This window comes from Klebsiella sp. CN_Kp113, from assembly GCF_040064585.1.
Lineage (GTDB): Bacteria > Pseudomonadota > Gammaproteobacteria > Enterobacterales > Enterobacteriaceae > Klebsiella > Klebsiella michiganensis.
Genome location: NZ_JBEAID010000033.1, coordinates 20,907 through 39,098 on the forward strand (window position 1 = coordinate 20,907; position 18,192 = coordinate 39,098).

General features: G+C 57.2%; 18 protein-coding genes. 6 read left to right on the top strand and 12 right to left on the bottom strand.

The features are described 5' to 3' along the window. Positions 1–8 precede the first annotated feature (8 nt). From psiF to ABLV30_RS21430, 8 genes are all read right to left on the bottom strand, one after another. Complete coding sequence (gene psiF / locus ABLV30_RS21395) at positions 9–329, bottom strand: phosphate starvation-inducible protein PsiF (RefSeq protein ID WP_004132478.1); 321 nt, start codon at positions 327–329, stop codon at positions 9–11. Between the two features lie 90 nt (positions 330–419). Then, positions 420–1,850 carry an alkaline phosphatase gene (gene phoA, locus ABLV30_RS21400; RefSeq protein WP_025107196.1) on the bottom strand — a complete coding sequence of 477 codons (1,431 nt, stop codon included), beginning with the start codon at positions 1,848–1,850 and terminating at the stop codon, positions 420–422. A gap of 88 nt (positions 1,851–1,938) precedes the next feature. Continuing rightward, entirely contained in the window at positions 1,939–2,199 is a 261-nt protein-coding gene (iraP, locus tag ABLV30_RS21405) for an anti-adapter protein IraP (RefSeq protein ID WP_004848155.1), read from the bottom strand. Positions 2,200–2,426: 227 nt separating this feature from the next. Continuing rightward, on the bottom strand, positions 2,427–3,419 hold the full coding sequence (locus ABLV30_RS21410) for a substrate-binding domain-containing protein (protein ID WP_014837560.1): 993 nt from the start codon (positions 3,417–3,419) through the stop codon (positions 2,427–2,429). A gap of 66 nt (positions 3,420–3,485) precedes the next feature. Then, entirely contained in the window at positions 3,486–4,772 is a 1,287-nt protein-coding gene (locus ABLV30_RS21415) for an MFS transporter (RefSeq protein ID WP_004848153.1), read from the bottom strand. 94 nt (positions 4,773–4,866) lie between these two features. Further along, positions 4,867–5,631, bottom strand: a complete 765-nt coding sequence (gene idnO / locus ABLV30_RS21420) for a gluconate 5-dehydrogenase (RefSeq protein ID WP_014228137.1) — start codon at positions 5,629–5,631, stop codon at positions 4,867–4,869. A 177-nt stretch (positions 5,632–5,808) separates the two neighbouring features. After that, positions 5,809–7,008, bottom strand: a complete 1,200-nt coding sequence (locus ABLV30_RS21425; RefSeq protein WP_014228136.1) for a multidrug efflux MFS transporter — start codon at positions 7,006–7,008, stop codon at positions 5,809–5,811. Positions 7,009–7,177: 169 nt separating this feature from the next. Continuing rightward, on the bottom strand, positions 7,178–7,861 hold the full coding sequence (locus ABLV30_RS21430; RefSeq protein WP_014228135.1) for an extensin family protein: 684 nt from the start codon (positions 7,859–7,861) through the stop codon (positions 7,178–7,180). A 101-nt stretch (positions 7,862–7,962) separates the two neighbouring features. On the opposite strand from ABLV30_RS21430, the gene ddlA reads away from it, so the two are divergent. After that, positions 7,963–9,060: a D-alanine--D-alanine ligase gene (gene ddlA, locus ABLV30_RS21435; protein WP_102803672.1), complete on the top strand. Its 1,098-nt coding sequence runs from the start codon at positions 7,963–7,965 to the stop codon at positions 9,058–9,060. Positions 9,061–9,175: 115 nt separating this feature from the next. On the opposite strand, the gene ABLV30_RS21440 is transcribed toward ddlA, so the two are convergent. Beyond that, on the bottom strand, positions 9,176–9,379 hold the full coding sequence (locus tag ABLV30_RS21440) for a DUF2754 family protein (RefSeq protein WP_004132489.1): 204 nt from the start codon (positions 9,377–9,379) through the stop codon (positions 9,176–9,178). A 255-nt stretch (positions 9,380–9,634) separates the two neighbouring features. Between ABLV30_RS21440 and ABLV30_RS21445 the strand changes: the two genes are divergently transcribed. After that, positions 9,635–9,937 (top strand): DUF2755 family protein, encoded by a 303-nt coding sequence (locus ABLV30_RS21445; protein ID WP_009653569.1) that lies wholly within the window; start codon positions 9,635–9,637, stop codon positions 9,935–9,937. On the opposite strand, the gene ABLV30_RS21450 is transcribed toward ABLV30_RS21445, so the two are convergent. The 3 genes from ABLV30_RS21450 to ABLV30_RS21460 form a co-directional block, all read right to left on the bottom strand. Further along, positions 9,934–11,040 (bottom strand): DUF1615 domain-containing protein, encoded by a 1,107-nt coding sequence (locus tag ABLV30_RS21450; RefSeq protein WP_049083009.1) that lies wholly within the window; start codon positions 11,038–11,040, stop codon positions 9,934–9,936. The two genes, ABLV30_RS21445 and ABLV30_RS21450, sit on opposite strands and share 4 nt — an antisense overlap. 18 nt (positions 11,041–11,058) lie before the next feature. Further along, on the bottom strand, positions 11,059–12,279 hold the full coding sequence (sbmA, locus tag ABLV30_RS21455; RefSeq protein ID WP_025107199.1) for a peptide antibiotic transporter SbmA: 1,221 nt from the start codon (positions 12,277–12,279) through the stop codon (positions 11,059–11,061). A 117-nt stretch (positions 12,280–12,396) separates the two neighbouring features. After that, positions 12,397–12,909 (bottom strand): isochorismatase family protein, encoded by a 513-nt coding sequence (locus ABLV30_RS21460; protein ID WP_160741885.1) that lies wholly within the window; start codon positions 12,907–12,909, stop codon positions 12,397–12,399. 220 nt (positions 12,910–13,129) lie between these two features. Between ABLV30_RS21460 and ampH the strand changes: the two genes are divergently transcribed. The 4 genes from ampH (at position 13,130) to ABLV30_RS21480 (ending at position 18,033) form a co-directional block, all read left to right on the top strand. Beyond that, positions 13,130–14,290, top strand: coding sequence for a D-alanyl-D-alanine-carboxypeptidase/endopeptidase AmpH (gene ampH / locus ABLV30_RS21465; protein ID WP_014837555.1), 1,161 nt, complete (start codon positions 13,130–13,132; stop codon positions 14,288–14,290). Between the two features lie 106 nt (positions 14,291–14,396). Further along, positions 14,397–15,371 carry a porphobilinogen synthase gene (gene hemB / locus ABLV30_RS21470; protein ID WP_004848143.1) on the top strand — a complete coding sequence of 325 codons (975 nt, stop codon included), beginning with the start codon at positions 14,397–14,399 and terminating at the stop codon, positions 15,369–15,371. A 212-nt stretch (positions 15,372–15,583) separates the two neighbouring features. After that, positions 15,584–16,075: a transposase gene (locus ABLV30_RS21475; RefSeq protein ID WP_032748194.1), complete on the top strand. Its 492-nt coding sequence runs from the start codon at positions 15,584–15,586 to the stop codon at positions 16,073–16,075. Between the two features lie 239 nt (positions 16,076–16,314). Continuing rightward, positions 16,315–18,033, top strand: a complete 1,719-nt coding sequence (locus ABLV30_RS21480) for a lysophospholipid acyltransferase family protein (RefSeq protein ID WP_049079349.1) — start codon at positions 16,315–16,317, stop codon at positions 18,031–18,033. Positions 18,034–18,192 lie beyond the last annotated feature (159 nt).

Here is an 18,192-nt window from a genome sequence, read left to right on the forward strand (position 1 = left end):
CCCATTTCTTACACCTGTTTTTTCAGGCAGGCGCTCATAAATTTGCTGCGATCGTCCCCTTTCAGGGACTGCTGGGTCGCCTGAGCGTTACACTCGCGCATTTTCTGCTGCTGAGGCGTTAGCCCCTTACCGTCCTGCGCGGCGCCATCTTTCTTCAGGCAGCTACTCATAAACGTTTTACGCTCATCCCCTTTCAGCGACTTCGATGACGCTTCTTTATTGCAGACGCTCATCTTTTGCTGCTGAGGGGTCAACTCTTTTTCCGCGGCACTCACCGCTGTCATAAATACCAGGCCAAAAAGTAGGGTCACAAGTAATGTTATTTTCATCGCACCATCCTCTATGAGTGGATCTCTGTAAGTCTGGTCGCTGATGGAGAAAAAACCAGCCGGTAACGAAAATTCATCACCGGCGCCCGGTTATTTCAGATTAAGTGCGGCTTTCATGGTGTAGAACAGGTCCGTCTGGTCGGTTAAACCCACCACGTTGGCCGCGTGCGGGCCGTAGGCGGCAATACGCAGCTGGGTGCCGGTATGTTCCATCGACTCTTCTTCAGAGTTGCCGTAGCTCATCACCATCACCGAACCATCTTTGGTGTTCAGCGCCTGCGTCAGGCCCGGCGCTTTGGTATCTGCCGGGATAATCTGGCTGGCGTGAGCGTGGTCGGCGGTGACGATAACCAGGGTATTGCCCTCTTTTTTGGCAAATTCCAGCGCCTTCTGTACCGCTTCGTCCAGATCGACGGTCTCGCCAATCTGACCGCACGGATTCGCCGCGTGATCCTGTTTATCGATAGAAGCGCCTTCCACCTGCAGGAAGAACCCCTTCTCATTGCTGCTCAGCAGATCGATGGCTTTTTCGGTCATCTGCGCCAGCGTCGGCACCGATGCATCGCGTTTCGGGTTCGGCGTACAGGTCACCGCCGCCTTATCGATATTGCCGTGATAAGACGCCTTTGGGCCTTCCCAACGCACCGGCATATTGCCTTCCGCGAAGAGACCGAGCAGGGGTTTGTCCTGATTGGCCTGGCTAATGGCGGCCAGCGAGCTGGCGTCGGTGACGATCTGGTAGCCGCGGGCTACCGCCTGATCGTGCAGCGTTTTGCCCTGCCATTCACCGGCCGTCGCGCTTTCCGCGAAGGTTTTCGCGCCGCCGCCCAGTGTTACGTCGGGACGGGCGTTCAGCAGCTGTTCGGTAATCGAACCTTTACCGCCCTTTTCCAGCGCGTTGCTGGCGCATTTTTCGCTGGTCACGCTCGGGCCGTAGCATTTACGCGACGTCACATGCGCCACCAGCGCAGCGGGAGTGGCGTCCTGCAGTTCCGCCGTGGAGACGTTACCGGTGGCTAAGCCCGCCGCTTTCGCCAGCTCAAGGATGGTCTGATGATCTTTTTCATGGATATCCACGCCCAGCGCGCCGTTATAGCTTTTCACGCCGGTGGTCCAGGCCGTTGCGGAAGCGGCGGAGTCGGTGACATAATCCGGCTTGCCGGTTTTCTTATCCAGAGAATAATGGGTGTACTGGCCGGTCAGCGGCAGCGCGTCAATGCCTTTAAAGAAGCCGCCCGCCCCTTCTGCATAATTTCGCGCGGCGGTGATTTCAGAATCGCCCATTCCGTCGCCAATCAGCAAAATAATATTTTTAGCCGGTTTATTGATTAACGAAGCGCGCAGCGCCTCGGTCTGGTCACCGCTTAAACGACGCGCGCCGCCCGGCGTGGTGATATCGCCCTGCGCGGCACGATTTTCCAGAACCGGTGCGGTTGTTGTTTCTGCGTGAATAATCGGGGAGCCCAGCAGAGGCAGCAGGGCAATAAACAGGGCGCTTAATTTCACTTTTATCGTCTCCATGTAAAAAATACTTTAAAAAACAAAACGAGGGAGACTGTATAAAAGCGATGTGACAGTAAAATGACAGCATCCATACCCTGTCACAAAACTAACTACGAGGATGCCGTAACAGCTTCTTTATATATTGCTGCAGGAGCTGGGTATCGCGGTCATCCACCAGCGGGCCGGGGCTGGCCTCATCGATTGCCTGCTCAATATCGGTGATGAGCGCCTGCTGGGCGTCCTGCTCCATATGACGTAGCAGAGCGGTCACCACCACTTCCAGCGCCTCAACCTGGGCCGTCAGCTCCTTCGATTCTTCTTCCTTTTGGGCGAGTTTTACCAGTAGCTCAGCAATGAGATTCTTCACAGCACTTTATCCTTATGCGAGGTCCGTAGTCTGCTATTTATGTCATACATTAGCCGTCGGTTGCCACTATTATTTTTTAAAAAAGTTCGCCACGCCGGTGAATAACAAGCGAAACGTTTTGCTCTTTGCATGCCACCCGCCAGGAATTTACTCAATGCGGATTAATAAGCATCATAACCAACTTTAACAAATAAGAATAAAATGGAATATCGCTATTCTATCGATAACTATAACGTATCGCCATAATATATCTGGTAGGCCAGATTCACGCTGTCCGGCGCGTCTTTACCGGCCAGGCGCGCAATAAGTATTTCGCTCGCCGTTTTACCGATTTCATAACGTGGGGTAATGACGCTGGCTATTTTTTGCAATCGCGCACGGCCAATTTCCAGCCCGTGAAAACCGGCGATGGCGATCTCCTGCGGAACGGCTTTCCCCTGCGCCTGGCACTCGAGCAGCACCCCCACCGCCAGATCGTCGTTGGTACAAAAAATGGCGTCAATATCCGGGCGCGTCTGCTGCATCTGCAGGAACATCTGCCGGCCAAGCGCAACCGAGGAGATGGTCCGCGGCGCCATGTGATACGCCTTCAGGCCGTGCTCCGCCAGCGCCAGCTCGGTGCCGCGGAAGCGGCTTAAATCGCGGGGATCGTCCATTGAACCAAAAAAGGCGATCGCCCGTTTGCCGCTCTCAAGAAAAGCATGGGTCATATCCCACGCCGCCTTTTCGTTATCGAACCCCACCTGGATATCCAGCTGCTGGCCGCCGTAGTCCATCAGTTCAGCGACGGGGATACCGCTGGCGCGCACGTACTGCACCATGCGATCGCTGTGCTGCTTCCCGGTCAAAATCAGCCCATCGATATTATAAGAGAGCAGATTGAGCACTTCGCGCTCTTCGCGCTGCGGGTCATATTCGTAGTTGGCAATCAGGGTCTGATACTGGTGCGCGGAGGTCACCGACTCAATGCCGGCCAGCACATCGGCAAAAATCTGGTTGCGGAAGGAGGGAATAAGCACGCCAATCGTTTTACTCCGGGCGTTAAGCAGGATTTCCGGGGCGCGGTTAGGGATATAGTTATTCTCTTCCATGACCTTTGAAATCAGCTCACGGCTGCGCTCAGAAACCTGGCCGGGGTCACGTAAATAACGGCTGACCGTCATTTTATTCAGCCCCGCCAGGTTGGCGATATCCTGCAATGTCATCCGGTTGTTTTTCATCAGGTTCTCTACGACAAGCGACTTTTATGCTCGCAGAGAACCTTACCACAGCAGCGGCGGTTTATGTTAGCCGGCAACCTTTTTTGCCGTCACCGGGGAGACGGGTTGCGGGTTAGCGCGCACGTTGTACATCAGCACGACGGAGGACAGCAGCGCGACAGCCATAAAGGTATAGGAAACCCCCGGCCCGCCGGTAATCCCGTTGAGGTACCCCACCAGCCACGCGCCGAGGAAAGCGCCGAGCGCGCCAAAGCTGTTGATTAAGCCCATCGATACGCCGGAAACGTTGCGCGGCAGCAGTTCAGGAATAAGCGCGAAGAACGGCCCATACGGCGCATACATGCAGGCCGCGGCAATGACCAGTAGCGCATAGGAGAGCCAGAACGCCTGGTTGCCCACCAGCCAGGAGCCAAAGAAAGCGATAGCGGCAATCAGCAATAACGGCCAAATAAACAGTTTACGATTCTGGAACTTATCCGACAGCCAGGAGACCGTCAGCATCAGGATAATTGCCGCCAGGTACGGCACCGCCGCCAGCCAGCCCACCGCCACGATATCCATCTGCGCGGCGTTCTTCAGAATCGACGGCATCCACATCATGAAGCCGTACACGCCGATGCTCCACAGCGCGTGCACGGCGCAGAGCATGATCACATTGCGCGAGCGCAGCGCTTCACCGTAGTTGCGCACCGGCTTGATATGACTCTGCTCGCTGTCCATCACCTTCTGCAGGGTCTCTTTTTCCTGCTCGTTCAGCCAGGAAACCTCGGACGGTTTATCGCGCACCAGTATCCACCAGCATACCGCCCACAGTACCGCCGGAATGCCTTCGATGATAAACATTTCGCGCCAGCCCCACGCCTGAATCAGGTAGCCGGAAACGATGGACATCCACAGCACCGTTACCGGGTTTCCGAGGATCAGGAACGTGTTGGCGCGCGAACGCTCGGTTTTCGTAAACCAGTTGCTGATATAAATCAGCATCGCCGGCATCACCGCCGCCTCAACCACGCCAAGGGTAAAGCGAATCGCCATCAGCATCGGAATATTGCTGACGAACCCGGTCGCCGCCGCGCAGAATCCCCATAAAATCAGGCTAAAGAAAATCATTTTTCGCACGCTGCGTTTTACCGCATATATCGCGCCGGGTACCTGGAAAAAGAAATAGCCGAGAAAAAATAGCGCGCCAATAAGCGATGCCGTTCCTTTGGTAATACCCAAATCGCTTTCAATTCCCGCCGCAGCGGCAAAACCATAATTCGCACGGTCAAGGTAGGCCAGACTATAGGTAATAAATATAATCGGCATTAAATACCACCAGCGACGCGCGGGTAATTTCGCGAGCATGTGCATAAGCACTCCTCAGATATCAATATCATCACACGGGTTTAATACTCTGTCCTTCAGGTAGTGCGGGCACGCTGCTGCCCGAAGGACGCGAAGTGATTCAGACAGCGGCAAGCATTCCGCCGTCCACAAACAGCAAATGACCGTTAACAAAGTTTGCCGCCGACGAGGCCAGATATACCGCGGCACCAATCAGTTCTTCCGGTTTTCCCCAGCGCGCCGCCGGGGTACGCTGGTACAGCCAGGCGGAAAACGCCTCATCGTTGACCAGGGCGGCCGTCATGTCGGTGGCAAAATATCCCGGCGCGATACCATTAACCTGAATATTATATTCGGCCAGCTCAACGCACATGCCGCGAGTCAGCATTTTAACCGCCCCTTTCGAGGCCGCATAAGGCGTAATGGTTTTACGCCCCAGCTCGCTCTGCATTGAGCAAATATTAATTATTTTCCCCGCGCGGCGGCCCATCATATATTTCGCCACCTGCTGTGAAACCAGGAAAACGCCCTTCTGATTGACCTCAATAACGTTATCCCACTCCTCCTCCGGAAATTCGGTAAAAGGGAAACGCCGCTGGATCCCGGCGTTATTAATTAAAATATCAATGGCGCCGATCTCCTCTTCGATGCGGGCTATCGCCTGCTCGACCTGCGCCGCCCGGGTGACATCAAAGGCGACCCCTACCGCATGAAAACCCTGCGCCACCAGCGCCTGCGCCGCCTGGTCCGCGCGCGCCTGGGTGCGGTCGTTGATGATGATCTCCGCGCCGTACTCGGCGAGGCCGCCGGCCAGCAGATGGCCAATCCCCTGAGCGGATCCGGTGATCAGCGCGCGCTTCCCTGACAAATCAAATAAATTTCGCATAAAACCTCTTTTTCAATAACTGTTACGCGTAACTGTATACGCGTAACAGTCAGGAATAGAAGAGGATGAGAGGGTAAAATGATCGTTTTGTGATCGGTGATACATTTAAAGCTTCGGGAACACCGAGGCCGCTACTGACGCTGTCGCATCCATCGCGGCCGAGGAGAAAGAGCGGAATTAAGCCGCAGGACGGCGGCTGCGGCGCAGCATGATGGCCAGCTGCCAGATATTGATCAGGACAATAACCGCCGTGGCGATGAACACCCAGCGGAAGCCGGCCATGGCCGAGACCGACGCGCCGATCAGCGGCCCGGCCACGTTACCGAGATACATAAACGACTGGTTATAGCCGAAAATACGCCCGGTGACGCTGTCGCTGCAGTATTTGAGCAGAAGGGTTTGCACCGCCGGCAGCATCGCCCCATCGGCAAAACCGAGCAGGAACCGCAGGACGCCAAGCTGGAATGGGGTCGTGACGAACGACATGGCAAAGAACATCACCACCGCGCAGCACAGCGTCGCCAGCAGGATCCGCGAGGTGCCGATCCTGTCGCCCAGTTTCCCCAGACGTGGAGCCGAAATCAGCGCCGACACGCCCGGCACGGCGGCGATCATGCCGGCGAGAAAGGCGATGTTATTGCTATCCGGCGCCATCGACTTGATAAACAGCGCCAGAATCGGGCCGATTGAGCCGTTGCACAGTTGGATCACCAGAGTGGTGAAAAACAGGCTGATCACCAGTCCCGGATAGGGCAGCGAGGCAAATACCGCCTTGCCGCTCAGCCGCTCCGCCCTCGTGACCTGCGGCCGGGCGCCCTCTTTAATCAGAAACAGCGTCACCAGGAAGCTTACGGTCAGCAAAATCGCGGTGATGATAAATACGGCGCGCAAACCGACGTGGTCGGCCAGGAAACCGCCGAGCAGCGGCCCGCCAATCACGCCGCTGATCTGCGCCGTCGACAGCGTGCTCAGCGCCCAGCCGCTACGCTCGCGCGGAACCTGAGACGCCACCAGCGCCATGGCGTTGGGAATATAGCCGGAAGTCAGTCCCATCACCGCGCGCAGGATAAACAGCTGCCAGACGTTGGTGGCGAACGCCTGAAGTAAAATGGCGATGGCCATCCCCAGCGAGGCGCGCAGCAGCATCAGCTTGCGCCCTTTGCGGTCGGCGAGGCTCCCCCACATCGGCGAGACAATCGCCGACACCAGAAAAGTGACGCTAAACGTCAGGCCCGACCACATGGATAACGCTTCATGCGAGGTCACGCCCAGTTGGGAAACGTACAGCGGCAAAAAGGGAAGAATTTGGCTGATGGCCAGGCCGGTAAAAAAACAGCCAAACCAGACGGAGATAAGATTAACCTTCCAGGATTCCATAACTACGCGTATTCATTAATTTTTTGGCAATTATTAACTAGCTTAGCAATTTCCCCTGTCCGACGTACTACCAGAGATGCGCTGACGGCGAGTTTAGTGTTTTATGACACCAGATTGCCCTGTTGCGAATAATTTCATGGTGAAAAGCGTGGTATACAGCGAGTTATGCTCAGAAACAGAACCCCTGGCCGCGCATACCGAGGTGAAAATGGTTCGCATGGGCCGCGTTATAGTCCGGCCCTAAAGCGTTGCCGTAATAGCTGCAACCGCCGGCCAGTAACGCCTGCAGCCAGGGGTGATACTGCGCATCGGGCCACCCTTTCAGCACGCTGATGCGTCGGCCATCGGCCAAACGAAAGCCGCTGATATCCAGCGCCTCCGCGGTAGCGTGCTCGCTGCGCCGCGCGTTCTGACGATGGTAAATATTACGGCAGGCATAGCTGCCAAAATGGTCGACCTGGCGGAGCTCTTGCCCCAGCATCCGCCGAGTCAGCGGTTTCGCCTGCTGTTGCAGATACAGCGCGCTGCTTAACGCCAGCGGGCAGCTGGCGAGGAAGCTGCTGCTGAGCTTTACCGCGCCAAAATCGCGTACCCGAACCACGTTTTGCAGGGGGCACTCTCCCCCGCTATCGGCCACCGCCCGGCTGGTGATGAGATTTCGCTGATTCGCTTCCTTCAGCAGGTTGGCGCACTGTCCGGGCGTCAATCGCCGCAGCTTATAGTGGGTGATGAACCCCGGCGGATCCTCCAGACGCAGCGGCGCCAGCGGGTTATAGTGCGCGGGAAGATAACGATAGCCGTAATATCCGGCCGCCAGCAGCGCCAACAGAACGATAAGCCCTTTTCCTTTCACGCGCTGCCTCCCAATGCTTTACCCGGTGAATATTATGGCAGCCAGGCGGCCGTTTCACATGCTATGTTATGCCCTTTGATGTAATCATGATGGAAGTTGAAATGGCTAAGATGAGGGTTGGGATCGTTTTCGGCGGTAAGTCGGCAGAACATGAAGTATCGCTACAGTCAGCGAAAAATATCGTGGAAGCCATCGACAAAACGCGCTTCGACGTCGTTTTGCTGGGGATTGATAAGCAGGGGCAGTGGCATATCAACGACGCCAGCAACTATCTGCTCAATCCGCAGGACCCCGCCCATATTGCCCTGCGCCCATCCGATATTACCCTGGCGCAAATTCCCGGACGCGAAGCCCAGCAGCTGATTAACGCCGATAGCGGCCAGCCGCTGGCGGCCATCGACGTCATTTTCCCGATTGTTCACGGCACCCTTGGGGAAGATGGTTCTCTGCAGGGTATGCTGCGGATGGCTAACCTGCCCTTCGTCGGCTCCGACGTCCTCGGCTCCGCCGCCTGCATGGACAAAGACGTGACCAAGCGTCTGCTGCGCGATGCCGGGCTGTCAATTGCGCCTTTTATTACCCTGACCCGCGCCAACCGTCATCAGGTGAGCTTTGCCGAAGTGCAGGCGAAGCTGGGCCTGCCGCTGTTCGTCAAACCGGCGAACCAGGGCTCCTCGGTGGGTGTCAGCAAGGTCAACAGCGAAGAGCAGTATCAGCAGGCCGTGGCCCTGGCCTTCGAATTTGACCATAAAGTGGTGGTTGAACAAGGGATTAAAGGGCGTGAGATCGAGTGCGCGGTATTGGGCAACGATAATCCCCAGGCCAGCACCTGCGGTGAAATCGTCCTCAACAGCGAATTCTACGCCTATGACACCAAGTACATTGACGATCAGGGCGCGAAGGTGGTGGTTCCGGCGGCCATCGACAGCGATGTAAACGATAAAATTCGCGAGATCGCCGTTCGCGCCTACCAGACCCTCGGCTGCAGCGGGATGGCGCGCGTCGATGTGTTCCTGACCGCCGATAACGACGTGGTGATTAACGAAATCAATACGCTGCCTGGCTTCACCAATATCAGCATGTATCCGAAGCTCTGGCAGGCCAGCGGTCTGGACTATACCAGCCTGATTAGCCGCCTGATTGAGCTGGCGCTTGAGCGTCACGCCGCCGATCGGGCGCTGAAAACATCGATGAATTAAGCCCGAGTAAGCGTTTACGCCGCGACCCGGGGAGTGCGCCGGGGTTGATGTATCAGCCCGGCATCTTCCCGGCTCGCGCTGCGCTTAGCCGGGCTACGGGTTCACCACCTCCGGTTCACGCTTCCTCTGCCGGGCGGCGGCGAATAATAAACCCGGCAATCCAGAAGCTAATGACCCACGTCACCAGCCCAACCGCGTAAGAACGCCAGCCTTCGGTTTCATACCCGAGCAGCCCGACCACGCCATTCATAATAAAAATTAACCCCAGCGCTACCGCGTAGTAGTGCCAATCGCGGCGGATTTTTTCCGTGAGTTTCATAACCACTCCGACAACAAAAAAAGCATCTTCGCATAGCCGCCACCGCGGGTCTGTAGCGGCGTTGAGAATTGTCGCACATTGCGATATCGGTCTAAATTTCACAAATTTGTAGCAAACTCACAACCCGATGAAATCAGGAATATTCCTGGGCGGAAATTACCAGCAATCTGATACTGAAATCCCCCCTTCGTTGCCAGAATTACCCTCTACGTCGCCGTGGAAAAAACGGCAAGAAAGTGAAGTACGGAGGTCAAGATGGCAGAGTTCACCTTTGCAAAGACCGTCAACGGCGGCAAAAAGAGGGGCTCTCTCACCGGCAGCAACATCGCTTACGCTCTGTTTGTGCTGTTTTGCTTCTGGGCCGGTGCGCAAATGCTGAGTATGCTGATCCACGCGCCCGGCGTTTTTGAGCATCTGATTCAAATGCAGGACAGCAGCCGCCCGCGGGTCGAGATTAGCCTGGTGGTCGGTACCCTGTTCGGCCTGATTCCCTTCCTGGCGGGCTGCGTGCTCATTGGTATTCCTGGGCTGATATTCCGCTGGCGCAGCCGCCGCTAACGGCGCGCCATACAGCTGGCCCGCCGGTCGTCAACGCGTTTGGCAAACCAGGCGGTCGTCAGGTTACGGGTGATTTTCGGGCTCTCAAGCTGAATGCCCGGCAGCACCTCCCGCGGGAGCGTTTTGCCGGCTTTCTTATCGGCAATGCGAAACACCTGCTTATAGAGATCGCTCTCTTCAAACGCCAGGGTATCGCCCTTCTTTAACTGACGATGGATATCATCATCGCTCATTGCCAGCTGTGAGGATAACCGGCGCACCGCCAGTTCGGTGGTTCCGGCCTCATCGCTATCGTAGCGAATCAAATCGCCATCCAGCGCCAGCTTCACGCCCGTCGCTTTTGCGACGGCGTTCTGGAACGCGGCGTTGCGGCTGGCGTACCATCCGGCGTTGAAATCGGCAAAACGGTACAGCGGTACGCTGTAGTTCGCCGGATAGTTCAACAGATGATAGGTGCCGAACCACAGACCGCCGCGCAGGCTGAACACCTCCTGGCGCACGGTACCGTCGATTTTCCACGGGTAGCCGTCGGTATGCTGCTCGGCGAAGGCGATGCTGACCTGCATCGGGCCGCCGGTATGCACCGGGTTCAGCGAGCCGAACAGCTTCTGCCCCATCGGCACCATGCCGATAAAATCATCGAAAATCGCGCTCAGCTGCTTTTCGGTTTTCACGCTATCGAGGCGTTCGCTATAGCTTTTGCCGTTGGGCGATTTGATTTTCAGCGCGGTATGCACCAGAAAAACCGGGATATGCATTTTCTCCGCCCGGCGGTCAATCTCCTGCCAGGCGATTTTATTCAGCCCCGGCACCGCCGGGTCGGCCTGATAGTTGGACTCCTGCTGCGCCACCGCCAGCACCGAACAGACGTTCTCTTCCGTCGGCGCCAGCTTCTGGCTGGCAAAGGTTTTGGCGATGGCCTGCGCCCATGCCTCGCGATCTTTCACGCTGGCGGGCATTTTCTGCCGCACCACCGCGGCAACATCAATCGCCTTTTCGCCCTTTTTCAGCTCCGGCTCCGGCTTGCTGGAGCAGGCGCTTAGGACAATCCCTGCCAGTAGCGTCAGGGTGAGAGAAGTGATTCTGGATTGCGCTACCGGCATGGTTCATCCTTGCGTTGATCAACTTAATGTTTGCGTCACGGTCTGCAGCTCTTTGCCATCCAGCTCGCGCTCGAAGCTGCGCAGACGTTTGTAGATAGACATCAGCTCAACCAGTGTAGTCCATGAGCTAATCAGATACTGGAATGAACCGCGGACCTGGCCAAAGACGTTGGTGATCTGGGTCATCAGGCCCAGCGTAATCGTACCGGCAACAATCGACGGAAACAGCAGGAACAAACCGAAAACGTTATCCACCTGCAGATACAGAATACGGGCGATATTGAAATACATGTAGTGGAAATAGAGGCGGAAATAGTTGCGGCGCACGGCGCCAAAGAGCTCACGCACCGTCGGCGGCGTCGCGCGGTTGGCGTCATCTTCGCCGTACACCAGCTCTTTACGATAGGCGGCCTCAACGCGCTGGTTTTTGAACTCCAGGCCGGGCAGCTTGATCCCCACCACCGCCAGCAGGCCGGTACCCATTAACGACCAGATGATGGCGGCAATCACCAGGCCGTAAGGCAGGTGGCCGACAATCGGTAAATCCGGGACGTGCGCGGAGAGCGTCACCAGCACCGGCAGGAAGGCGATAAGGGTCATCACCGCATTAAGGAAGCTGACGCCCATGCTCTCCAGGGTGGAAGCAAAGCGCATGGTATCTTCCTGCACACGCTGCGCGGCGCCTTCGATATGGCGCAGATGCTGCCAGTGCGCCATATAGTGTTCGTTCATGGCGGTACGCCAGCGGAAAACGTAGTGGCTGACGAAGAAGTTGTTCATCACCCCGATGACCACCGCGATAAGCGCGATGCCGAGAAAGATGCCAATCTCCTGATAAAACTGGTTAATGCTGACCTTATGCGGCGTCGCCAGCGCGGCCTGAATAAGATCGTAGAACGGGGCGTACCAGGCGTTTATCGCCACCCCGACCTCGACCAGAAACCAGGTGACGAAAATAATCAGCGAGGTGCCGAGGATCGACCAGTACTGCCAGCGGTGGGGGCTGTAAATAAACCAAAAGAGGGCGAAAACGCCCACGCAGAATACGTAGAACGCGTAGAACACCAGGTAGTTGAGCGACCAAAAGCGCGCCGCGCTAATCGCCACATCCTGAGATGCGCCGGTGACCCGCAGCAGCCAGTCGCCGCCGCCCGCCTGCCAAAAGATCACCGCCAGCAGCGACCAGATAAAGGCAGAAATAAAAAACGGCCCCGGTTTGGGGAAAAAGGATTTAAACATCATGCTCTCCTGCTAACTTCTTTTTCGTTTTGCTGTGCTGTGTACCACAAAGACGCCCGCCGCAAAGCCGTCGCAGCGAAGCAAAGTGGGCGGATGATGAGACCGGATATCAGCAGCTTAGTTCGCCGACCATCCGTTCAGAATTGTTTCTGTCGATTTCACCTGTAAAGGATTGCCCGGAACGGTCAGCGTACGCCACACCTCGTTGTAGTGGGCGATCAGCGTGACGGCCTGCGCCGCCGGGCGGTTGGCTGTGGTATGGGCATCTTCAGCGACGGTAATCGCATAGCCCCGGCTGGCGCCGTTTTTGATGGTGGTATCTACGCAGTAGTCGGTGGCGCAGCCGCAAATCACAAACTGCGTGATGTGATGTTCGCGCAGCACCTCTTCCAGGCGGGTGCGGTAGAAGGCGTCGCAGGCGGTCTTGGTCACGAACAACGCGCCTGCCGGCTGGTGCAGTTCAGGCAGCAAAGCAAAACCTTCGCTCCCCTCTTCCAGACCGCCCTCTTCGCAGTGCTGAATGAAGATAACGGTATCCGCGGCGTTTATCAGGCGGTTAATTTGCGCCGCGCAGCGCTCGCGTTCAATACGCGGCGTCGCGAAAACGCCGTTTTGCATATCCACTACCATCACTACCCGTTTCGCCGCCATCGTCTCTTGCCACCCATGTTTAGCCAAAACGAATATCATACGCGCCCGCAGGCGAAAGCCGCTATCCGAAAGCAAAAAAAGGATTTTTTACGCCAGGTTACGTTTTTCCGCACAGAATGGCGTTATTAGCGCTTTGCTCGGCGGCGCTTCGTAGTATAAATACGCTCTATATTTTTCTTCACCATGATGGATGCCCCCGTTGAAACGTAGTCTGCTCATTTTTGCTGCGCTGTGCGCGGCGTCGTTGACATCGGCCCAGGCCGCGCAGCCGAGCGTCGACCCGGAATTCGCTGCGGATGTTGTCGACCGTTACGCTAACCATATCTACTACGGCAGCGGCGCGATCGGCATGGCGCTGGTGGTTATCGATGGTAACCAGCGCGTATTCCGCAGCTTCGGCGAGACGCGCCCGGGCAATAATGAGCACCCGCAGCTCGATTCGGTGATTCGCATCGCCTCCCTGAGCAAGCTGATGACCAGCGAAATGCTGGTCAAACTTCTCGACCAGGGCGTGGTGAAGCTCAACGATCCGCTGAGCAAATACGCCCCGCCGGGCGCGCGCGTGCCGACATATCAGGGAGCGCCCATTACGCTGGTGAATCTGGCGACCCATACCAGCGCCCTGCCGCGCGAGCAGCCAGGGGGCGCGGCGCATCGTCCGGTGTTCGTCTGGCCAACGCGCCAGCAGCGCTGGAACTGGCTCTCCACGGCAACGTTAAAAGCCGCGCCGGGTTCCCAGGCCGCCTATTCCAATCTGGCGTTCGATTTACTGGCCGATGCGCTCTCTACCGCCGCGGGCAAGCCCTGGCCGCAGCTGTTTGAAGAGCAGATTACCCGTCCGCTGGGGATGAAAGACACCACCTTTACGCCTTCGCCCGATCAGTGCCGGCGCCTGATGATCCCGGAGAAAGGGGCCAGCCCGTGCAACAATACGCTGGCGGCCATCGGCAGCGGCGGCGTTTACTCCACGCCTGGCGATATGATGCGCTGGATGCAGCAGTTCCTCTCTTCCGATTTCTTCACCCGCGGGCAGCAGGCGGACCGGATGCAGACGCTCATTTATCAACGCAGCCAGCTGACGAGGGTGATCGGGATGGACGTGCCGGGCAAAGCCGATGCGCTGGGTCTCGGCTGGGTCTACATGAAGCCGAAAAACGGCCAGCCGGGCATTATTCAGAAGACCGGCGGCGGCGGCGGTTTTATCACCTACATGGCGATGAACCCGCAGGCTAACGTCGGCGCCTTCGTGGTGGTCACCCGCTCTTCATTGACGCGTTTCAACAACATGAGCGATGGCGTCAACGAGCTGGTCAGCGAATTAAGCGGCGACCGCCCCGGGATTGAGACCGCCAGCCAGTAACCTGTTGGGATGTTTTGCCGACGATAGATAAGGATCGTTTTGGCGAAACATCCCGCCGCCAATTGAGGTAAACTCGCTTTTTTCATTTCACAAAATCAGGCAAACCATGACAGATTTAATCACTCGCCCGCGCCGACTGCGCAAGTCCGCTTCGCTACGTGCCATGTTTGAAGAGACAACACTGAGTTTGAACGACCTGGTGTTGCCGATCTTTGTTGAAGAAGAAATCGACGATTACAAAGCCATCGAAGCGATGCCCGGCGTGATGCGTATTCCGGAAAGACACCTGGCGCGCGAAATCGAGCGCATTGCCAACGCCGGTATCCGTTCGGTGATGACCTTCGGCATTTCCCATCATACCGATGCCGTTGGCAGCGATACCTGGAACGAAAACGGCCTGGTGGCGCGCATGTCCCGCATCTGTAAAGAGGCGGTGCCGGAGATGATCGTAATGTCCGACACCTGTTTCTGCGAATACACCTCCCACGGCCACTGCGGCGTGCTGTGCGACCACGGTGTCGATAACGATTTAACCCTTACCAACCTCGGTAAGCAGGCGGTGGTCGCCGCTGCTGCAGGCGCGGATTTTATCGCCCCGTCCGCCGCGATGGACGGCCAGGTGCAGGCCATTCGCCAGGCGCTGGACGCCGCCGGATTTACCGATACGGCGATTATGTCCTATTCCACCAAGTTCGCTTCATCGTTCTATGGTCCGTTCCGCGAAGCCGCGGGTACCGCGCTGAAAGGCGATCGTAAAACCTATCAGATGAGCCCGATGAACCGCCGCGAAGCGATTCGCGAATCGCTGCTGGACGAAGCCCAGGGCGCCGACTGCCTGATGGTCAAACCGGCCGGTCCCTATCTCGATATCCTGCGCGATCTGCGCGAGCGCACCAACCTGCCGCTCGGCGCGTACCAGGTGAGCGGTGAATACGCGATGATTAAGTTCGCCGCCCAGGCCGGCGCTATCGATGAAGAGAAAGTGGTGCTGGAAAGCCTCGGCGCAATCAAGCGCGCCGGCGCGGATCTGATCTTCAGCTACTTCGCCCTCGATCTCGCCGAAAAGAAAATCCTGCGTTAATTCGGCTATTACCGTTCCCCGGTCGCGCTACGCTTACCGGGGCTACAAACCTGCTCCGGTAGCCCGGGTAAGGCGTCAGCCGCAACCCGGGGAATTTCTCTGCTGCAAAAAGTTGCGAGACTCTTTCCACCATTATCTTTGGATTCTTGCCAGACTGTTACCCCGACTCTACCCTGCCGCTTAAGACGTTATCTTTTGCAAAGGAGCGCTGCATGGTGGCCTACCGTCGTTATTACCTGAAGGGTGGAACCTGGTTTTTTACAGTTAATTTGCGAAACCGAAAAAGCAGACTTCTGACCGAGCACATCGGAACTTTACGTCACGCCATCCTCACCATCAAACGGCGAAAACCCTTTTACATTGATGCATGGGTTATCCTTCCTGAACATCTTCATTGCATCTGGACATTACCCGGAGACGATAGCGATTTCTCCGCCAGATGGCGGGACATAAAAGGTTGCTTTAGCAAAGCATTAAAACAAGAAAATGTCTGGCAACCGCGTTTCTGGGAACATGCAATCCGCGATGAAGAAGACTACCGCCGGCATATCGATTACACCTACATTAATCCTGTAAAACACGGTTGGGTACGACAGGTTTGTGATTGGCCTTTTTCAACCTTTCACCGGGATGTACGCCGCGGGTTATATCCCGATAATTGGGGTGGCGAAATTCACGATTTTTTGTGCGGCGAACGCCAGTAAACCCCCGGTCGCGCTACGCTTACCGGGGCTACGATCTGCTCCGGTTGCCGGGTTCATTGCCAGGCTTCCCCCGGTCGCGCTGCGCTTACCGGGGCTACGGGTTCACCACCGTCTGTGGGCCGGTAGCCCGGGTAAGGCGCCAGCCGCAACCCGGGGAAATATCCCAAATCTTCACTCAACTGTAATCTGAGCGACATCTGCGCCTTCTACTGTCTGGGCAGGACGGAGGAGGTGCCGCTATGTTTAGTCTCGACAATGTCATCGATGACCTGTGGCCTCAGGCAAAGCCAGCGCTCTGGCAGAAAAAGGTGCTGAAAAAGCTCCTGCATGAGGAAGAGTTTCAGCAGTTTGCCGCGCGTCATCATCACCTGAAAGGACTGGATACGGTCGAACAGGTGCTCGAACATCTTAATATCCGCTGCGCTATCCCGGCGCACGATCTCGAACAAATCCCTGAACATGGCCCGCTGGTCATTATCGCCAACCACCCCACCGGTACGCTTGACGGCCTGGCCCTGCTCTACGCGGTGTCCCGCGTGCGTCGCGACGTCAAAGTGGTCACCAACCGCATGCTGACCCACCTTGAACCGCTGAGCTCGCTGTTTATTCCGGTCGATAATATCAACGGCCGAACCGCCAAAGCGGCGCTGCAGCAGATGGACCAGCAGCTGCAAAACGGCGGCGTGCTGATTTTCTTCCCGGCGGGTGAAGTTTCACGCCTCACCCGGCGCGGTATTCGCGATAAAAAATGGCACTCCGGATTTATTAAGCTGGCGGCGAAATACCGCGCCCCGCTGCTGCCGGCGTGGATCCGCGCGCGCAACAGCGCGCTGTTTTACGCCAGCACGCTGATTTCCGATAGCCTGCCGCTGCTGCTGCTGATGCAGCAAATGTTTCGCCGCCGCAACGGTAGCCTGCCGGTTAATTTCGGCCAACAGATTGCCTGGTCAAGCTGGTTCGATCCTCAGCGCTCTGTTCGCGAGCTGACCGAACGCTGCTATTGCCACCTGGAGCTGCTGGCAAAAGGGCAGCCCGGCGTATTTAAAAGCGAAAGCGCTATCGCCCGGCCCGAAGACCGCGCCCTGCTCAAGCGCGAACTGGGACGGGCGGAAACGCTGGGGCGCACGGCGGATGGCAAAGTGATTTATCTCTGGCAGCGCCGCGGCCAGGAAGATGCGCCAGTGCTGCGCGAACTGGGCCGCCTGCGGGAAATCGCCTTCCGCGCGGTGGGCGAAGGCAGCGGCAAACGTCGCGACGTTGACGGTTACGACGACGACTATCTGCATCTGATTCTGTGGGATGAAGAAGACCTGGAAATCGTCGGCGCTTACCGCTTTATGCCGACCGCGATGCAGCTGGAAAAGCGCGGCCTGAACGGCGTCTATAGCTACAGCTTGTTCCATTACGACGCGCGCATGGACGATATTCTGCAGCACGGGATTGAGCTGGGGCGCAGCTTTATCCAGCCGCGCTACTGGGGCCGCCGCGGACTGGACTACCTGTGGTCCGGCATCGGCGCGTATCTGGCGCGCTATCCGCACTATCGCTATCTGTTCGGCCCGGTGTCGATTTCCGGCGGGCTGCCGCCGTCGGCGCGCGATCTGCTGGTCGCGTTCTATCGACTGTGGTTCCCGGCGACGCATCCGCTGGCGGAGTCGCGTCGCCCTTATCCGGCCTCGCTGCCCGATGTGCTGGCGCAGTTTGGCGGAGAAGATTACAACGACGATCTGGCGCGGCTGAAGTCCCTGCTCGGCAATCTCGGCTGCGCGATCCCGCCGCTGTATAAACAGTACTCGGAAGTTTGCGAGCCGGGCGGCGTACAGTTTATCGATTTCGGCAGCGACCCGGATTTCAACAACTGCGTTGATGGTCTGGTGCTGGTGGACTTGACCTACCTGAAGGCGAACCGCTATCAGCGCTATATTGGGGTACATCTGGACGCGCAAAAATCGGCATAAAAGCCTTTTCCCGGAGGCGGCGCGTTTATCGTAGGTTGTTTCCCGGCTTGCGGCGCATTGCGCCTTAGCCGGGCTACGGGTTTACCGCTTTCTGCGGACCAGTAGCCCGGACAAGGCGCGTTAAGCGCCGCCTCCGGGAAGCCACGTGCAATACCGCTT

What these genes read in the sequence shown, in the direction of transcription:
- idnO (WP_014228137.1), bottom strand. Translation starts at nt 5,631, where the DNA reads ATGCGAAATTTATTTGATTTGTCAGGGAAGCGCGCGCTGATCACCGGA.
- ddlA (WP_102803672.1), top strand. Translation starts at nt 7,963, where the DNA reads ATGGCTAAGATGAGGGTTGGGATCGTTTTCGGCGGTAAGTCGGCAGAA.
- ABLV30_RS21460 (WP_160741885.1), bottom strand. Translation starts at nt 12,909, where the DNA reads ATGGTAGTGGATATGCAAAACGGCGTTTTCGCGACGCCGCGTATTGAA.
- ABLV30_RS21425 (WP_014228136.1), bottom strand. Translation starts at nt 7,008, where the DNA reads ATGGAATCCTGGAAGGTTAATCTTATCTCCGTCTGGTTTGGCTGTTTT.
- ABLV30_RS21445 (WP_009653569.1), top strand. Translation starts at nt 9,635, where the DNA reads ATGGCAGAGTTCACCTTTGCAAAGACCGTCAACGGCGGCAAAAAGAGG.
- ABLV30_RS21480 (WP_049079349.1), top strand. Translation starts at nt 16,315, where the DNA reads ATGTTTAGTCTCGACAATGTCATCGATGACCTGTGGCCTCAGGCAAAG.
- ABLV30_RS21440 (WP_004132489.1), bottom strand. Translation starts at nt 9,379, where the DNA reads ATGAAACTCACGGAAAAAATCCGCCGCGATTGGCACTACTACGCGGTA.
- phoA (WP_025107196.1), bottom strand. Translation starts at nt 1,850, where the DNA reads ATGGAGACGATAAAAGTGAAATTAAGCGCCCTGTTTATTGCCCTGCTG.
- ABLV30_RS21415 (WP_004848153.1), bottom strand. Translation starts at nt 4,772, where the DNA reads ATGCACATGCTCGCGAAATTACCCGCGCGTCGCTGGTGGTATTTAATG.
- ABLV30_RS21410 (WP_014837560.1), bottom strand. Translation starts at nt 3,419, where the DNA reads ATGAAAAACAACCGGATGACATTGCAGGATATCGCCAACCTGGCGGGG.
- ABLV30_RS21475 (WP_032748194.1), top strand. Translation starts at nt 15,584, where the DNA reads ATGGTGGCCTACCGTCGTTATTACCTGAAGGGTGGAACCTGGTTTTTT.
- psiF (WP_004132478.1), bottom strand. Translation starts at nt 329, where the DNA reads ATGAAAATAACATTACTTGTGACCCTACTTTTTGGCCTGGTATTTATG.
- sbmA (WP_025107199.1), bottom strand. Translation starts at nt 12,279, where the DNA reads ATGTTTAAATCCTTTTTCCCCAAACCGGGGCCGTTTTTTATTTCTGCC.
- ABLV30_RS21450 (WP_049083009.1), bottom strand. Translation starts at nt 11,040, where the DNA reads ATGCCGGTAGCGCAATCCAGAATCACTTCTCTCACCCTGACGCTACTG.
- hemB (WP_004848143.1), top strand. Translation starts at nt 14,397, where the DNA reads ATGACAGATTTAATCACTCGCCCGCGCCGACTGCGCAAGTCCGCTTCG.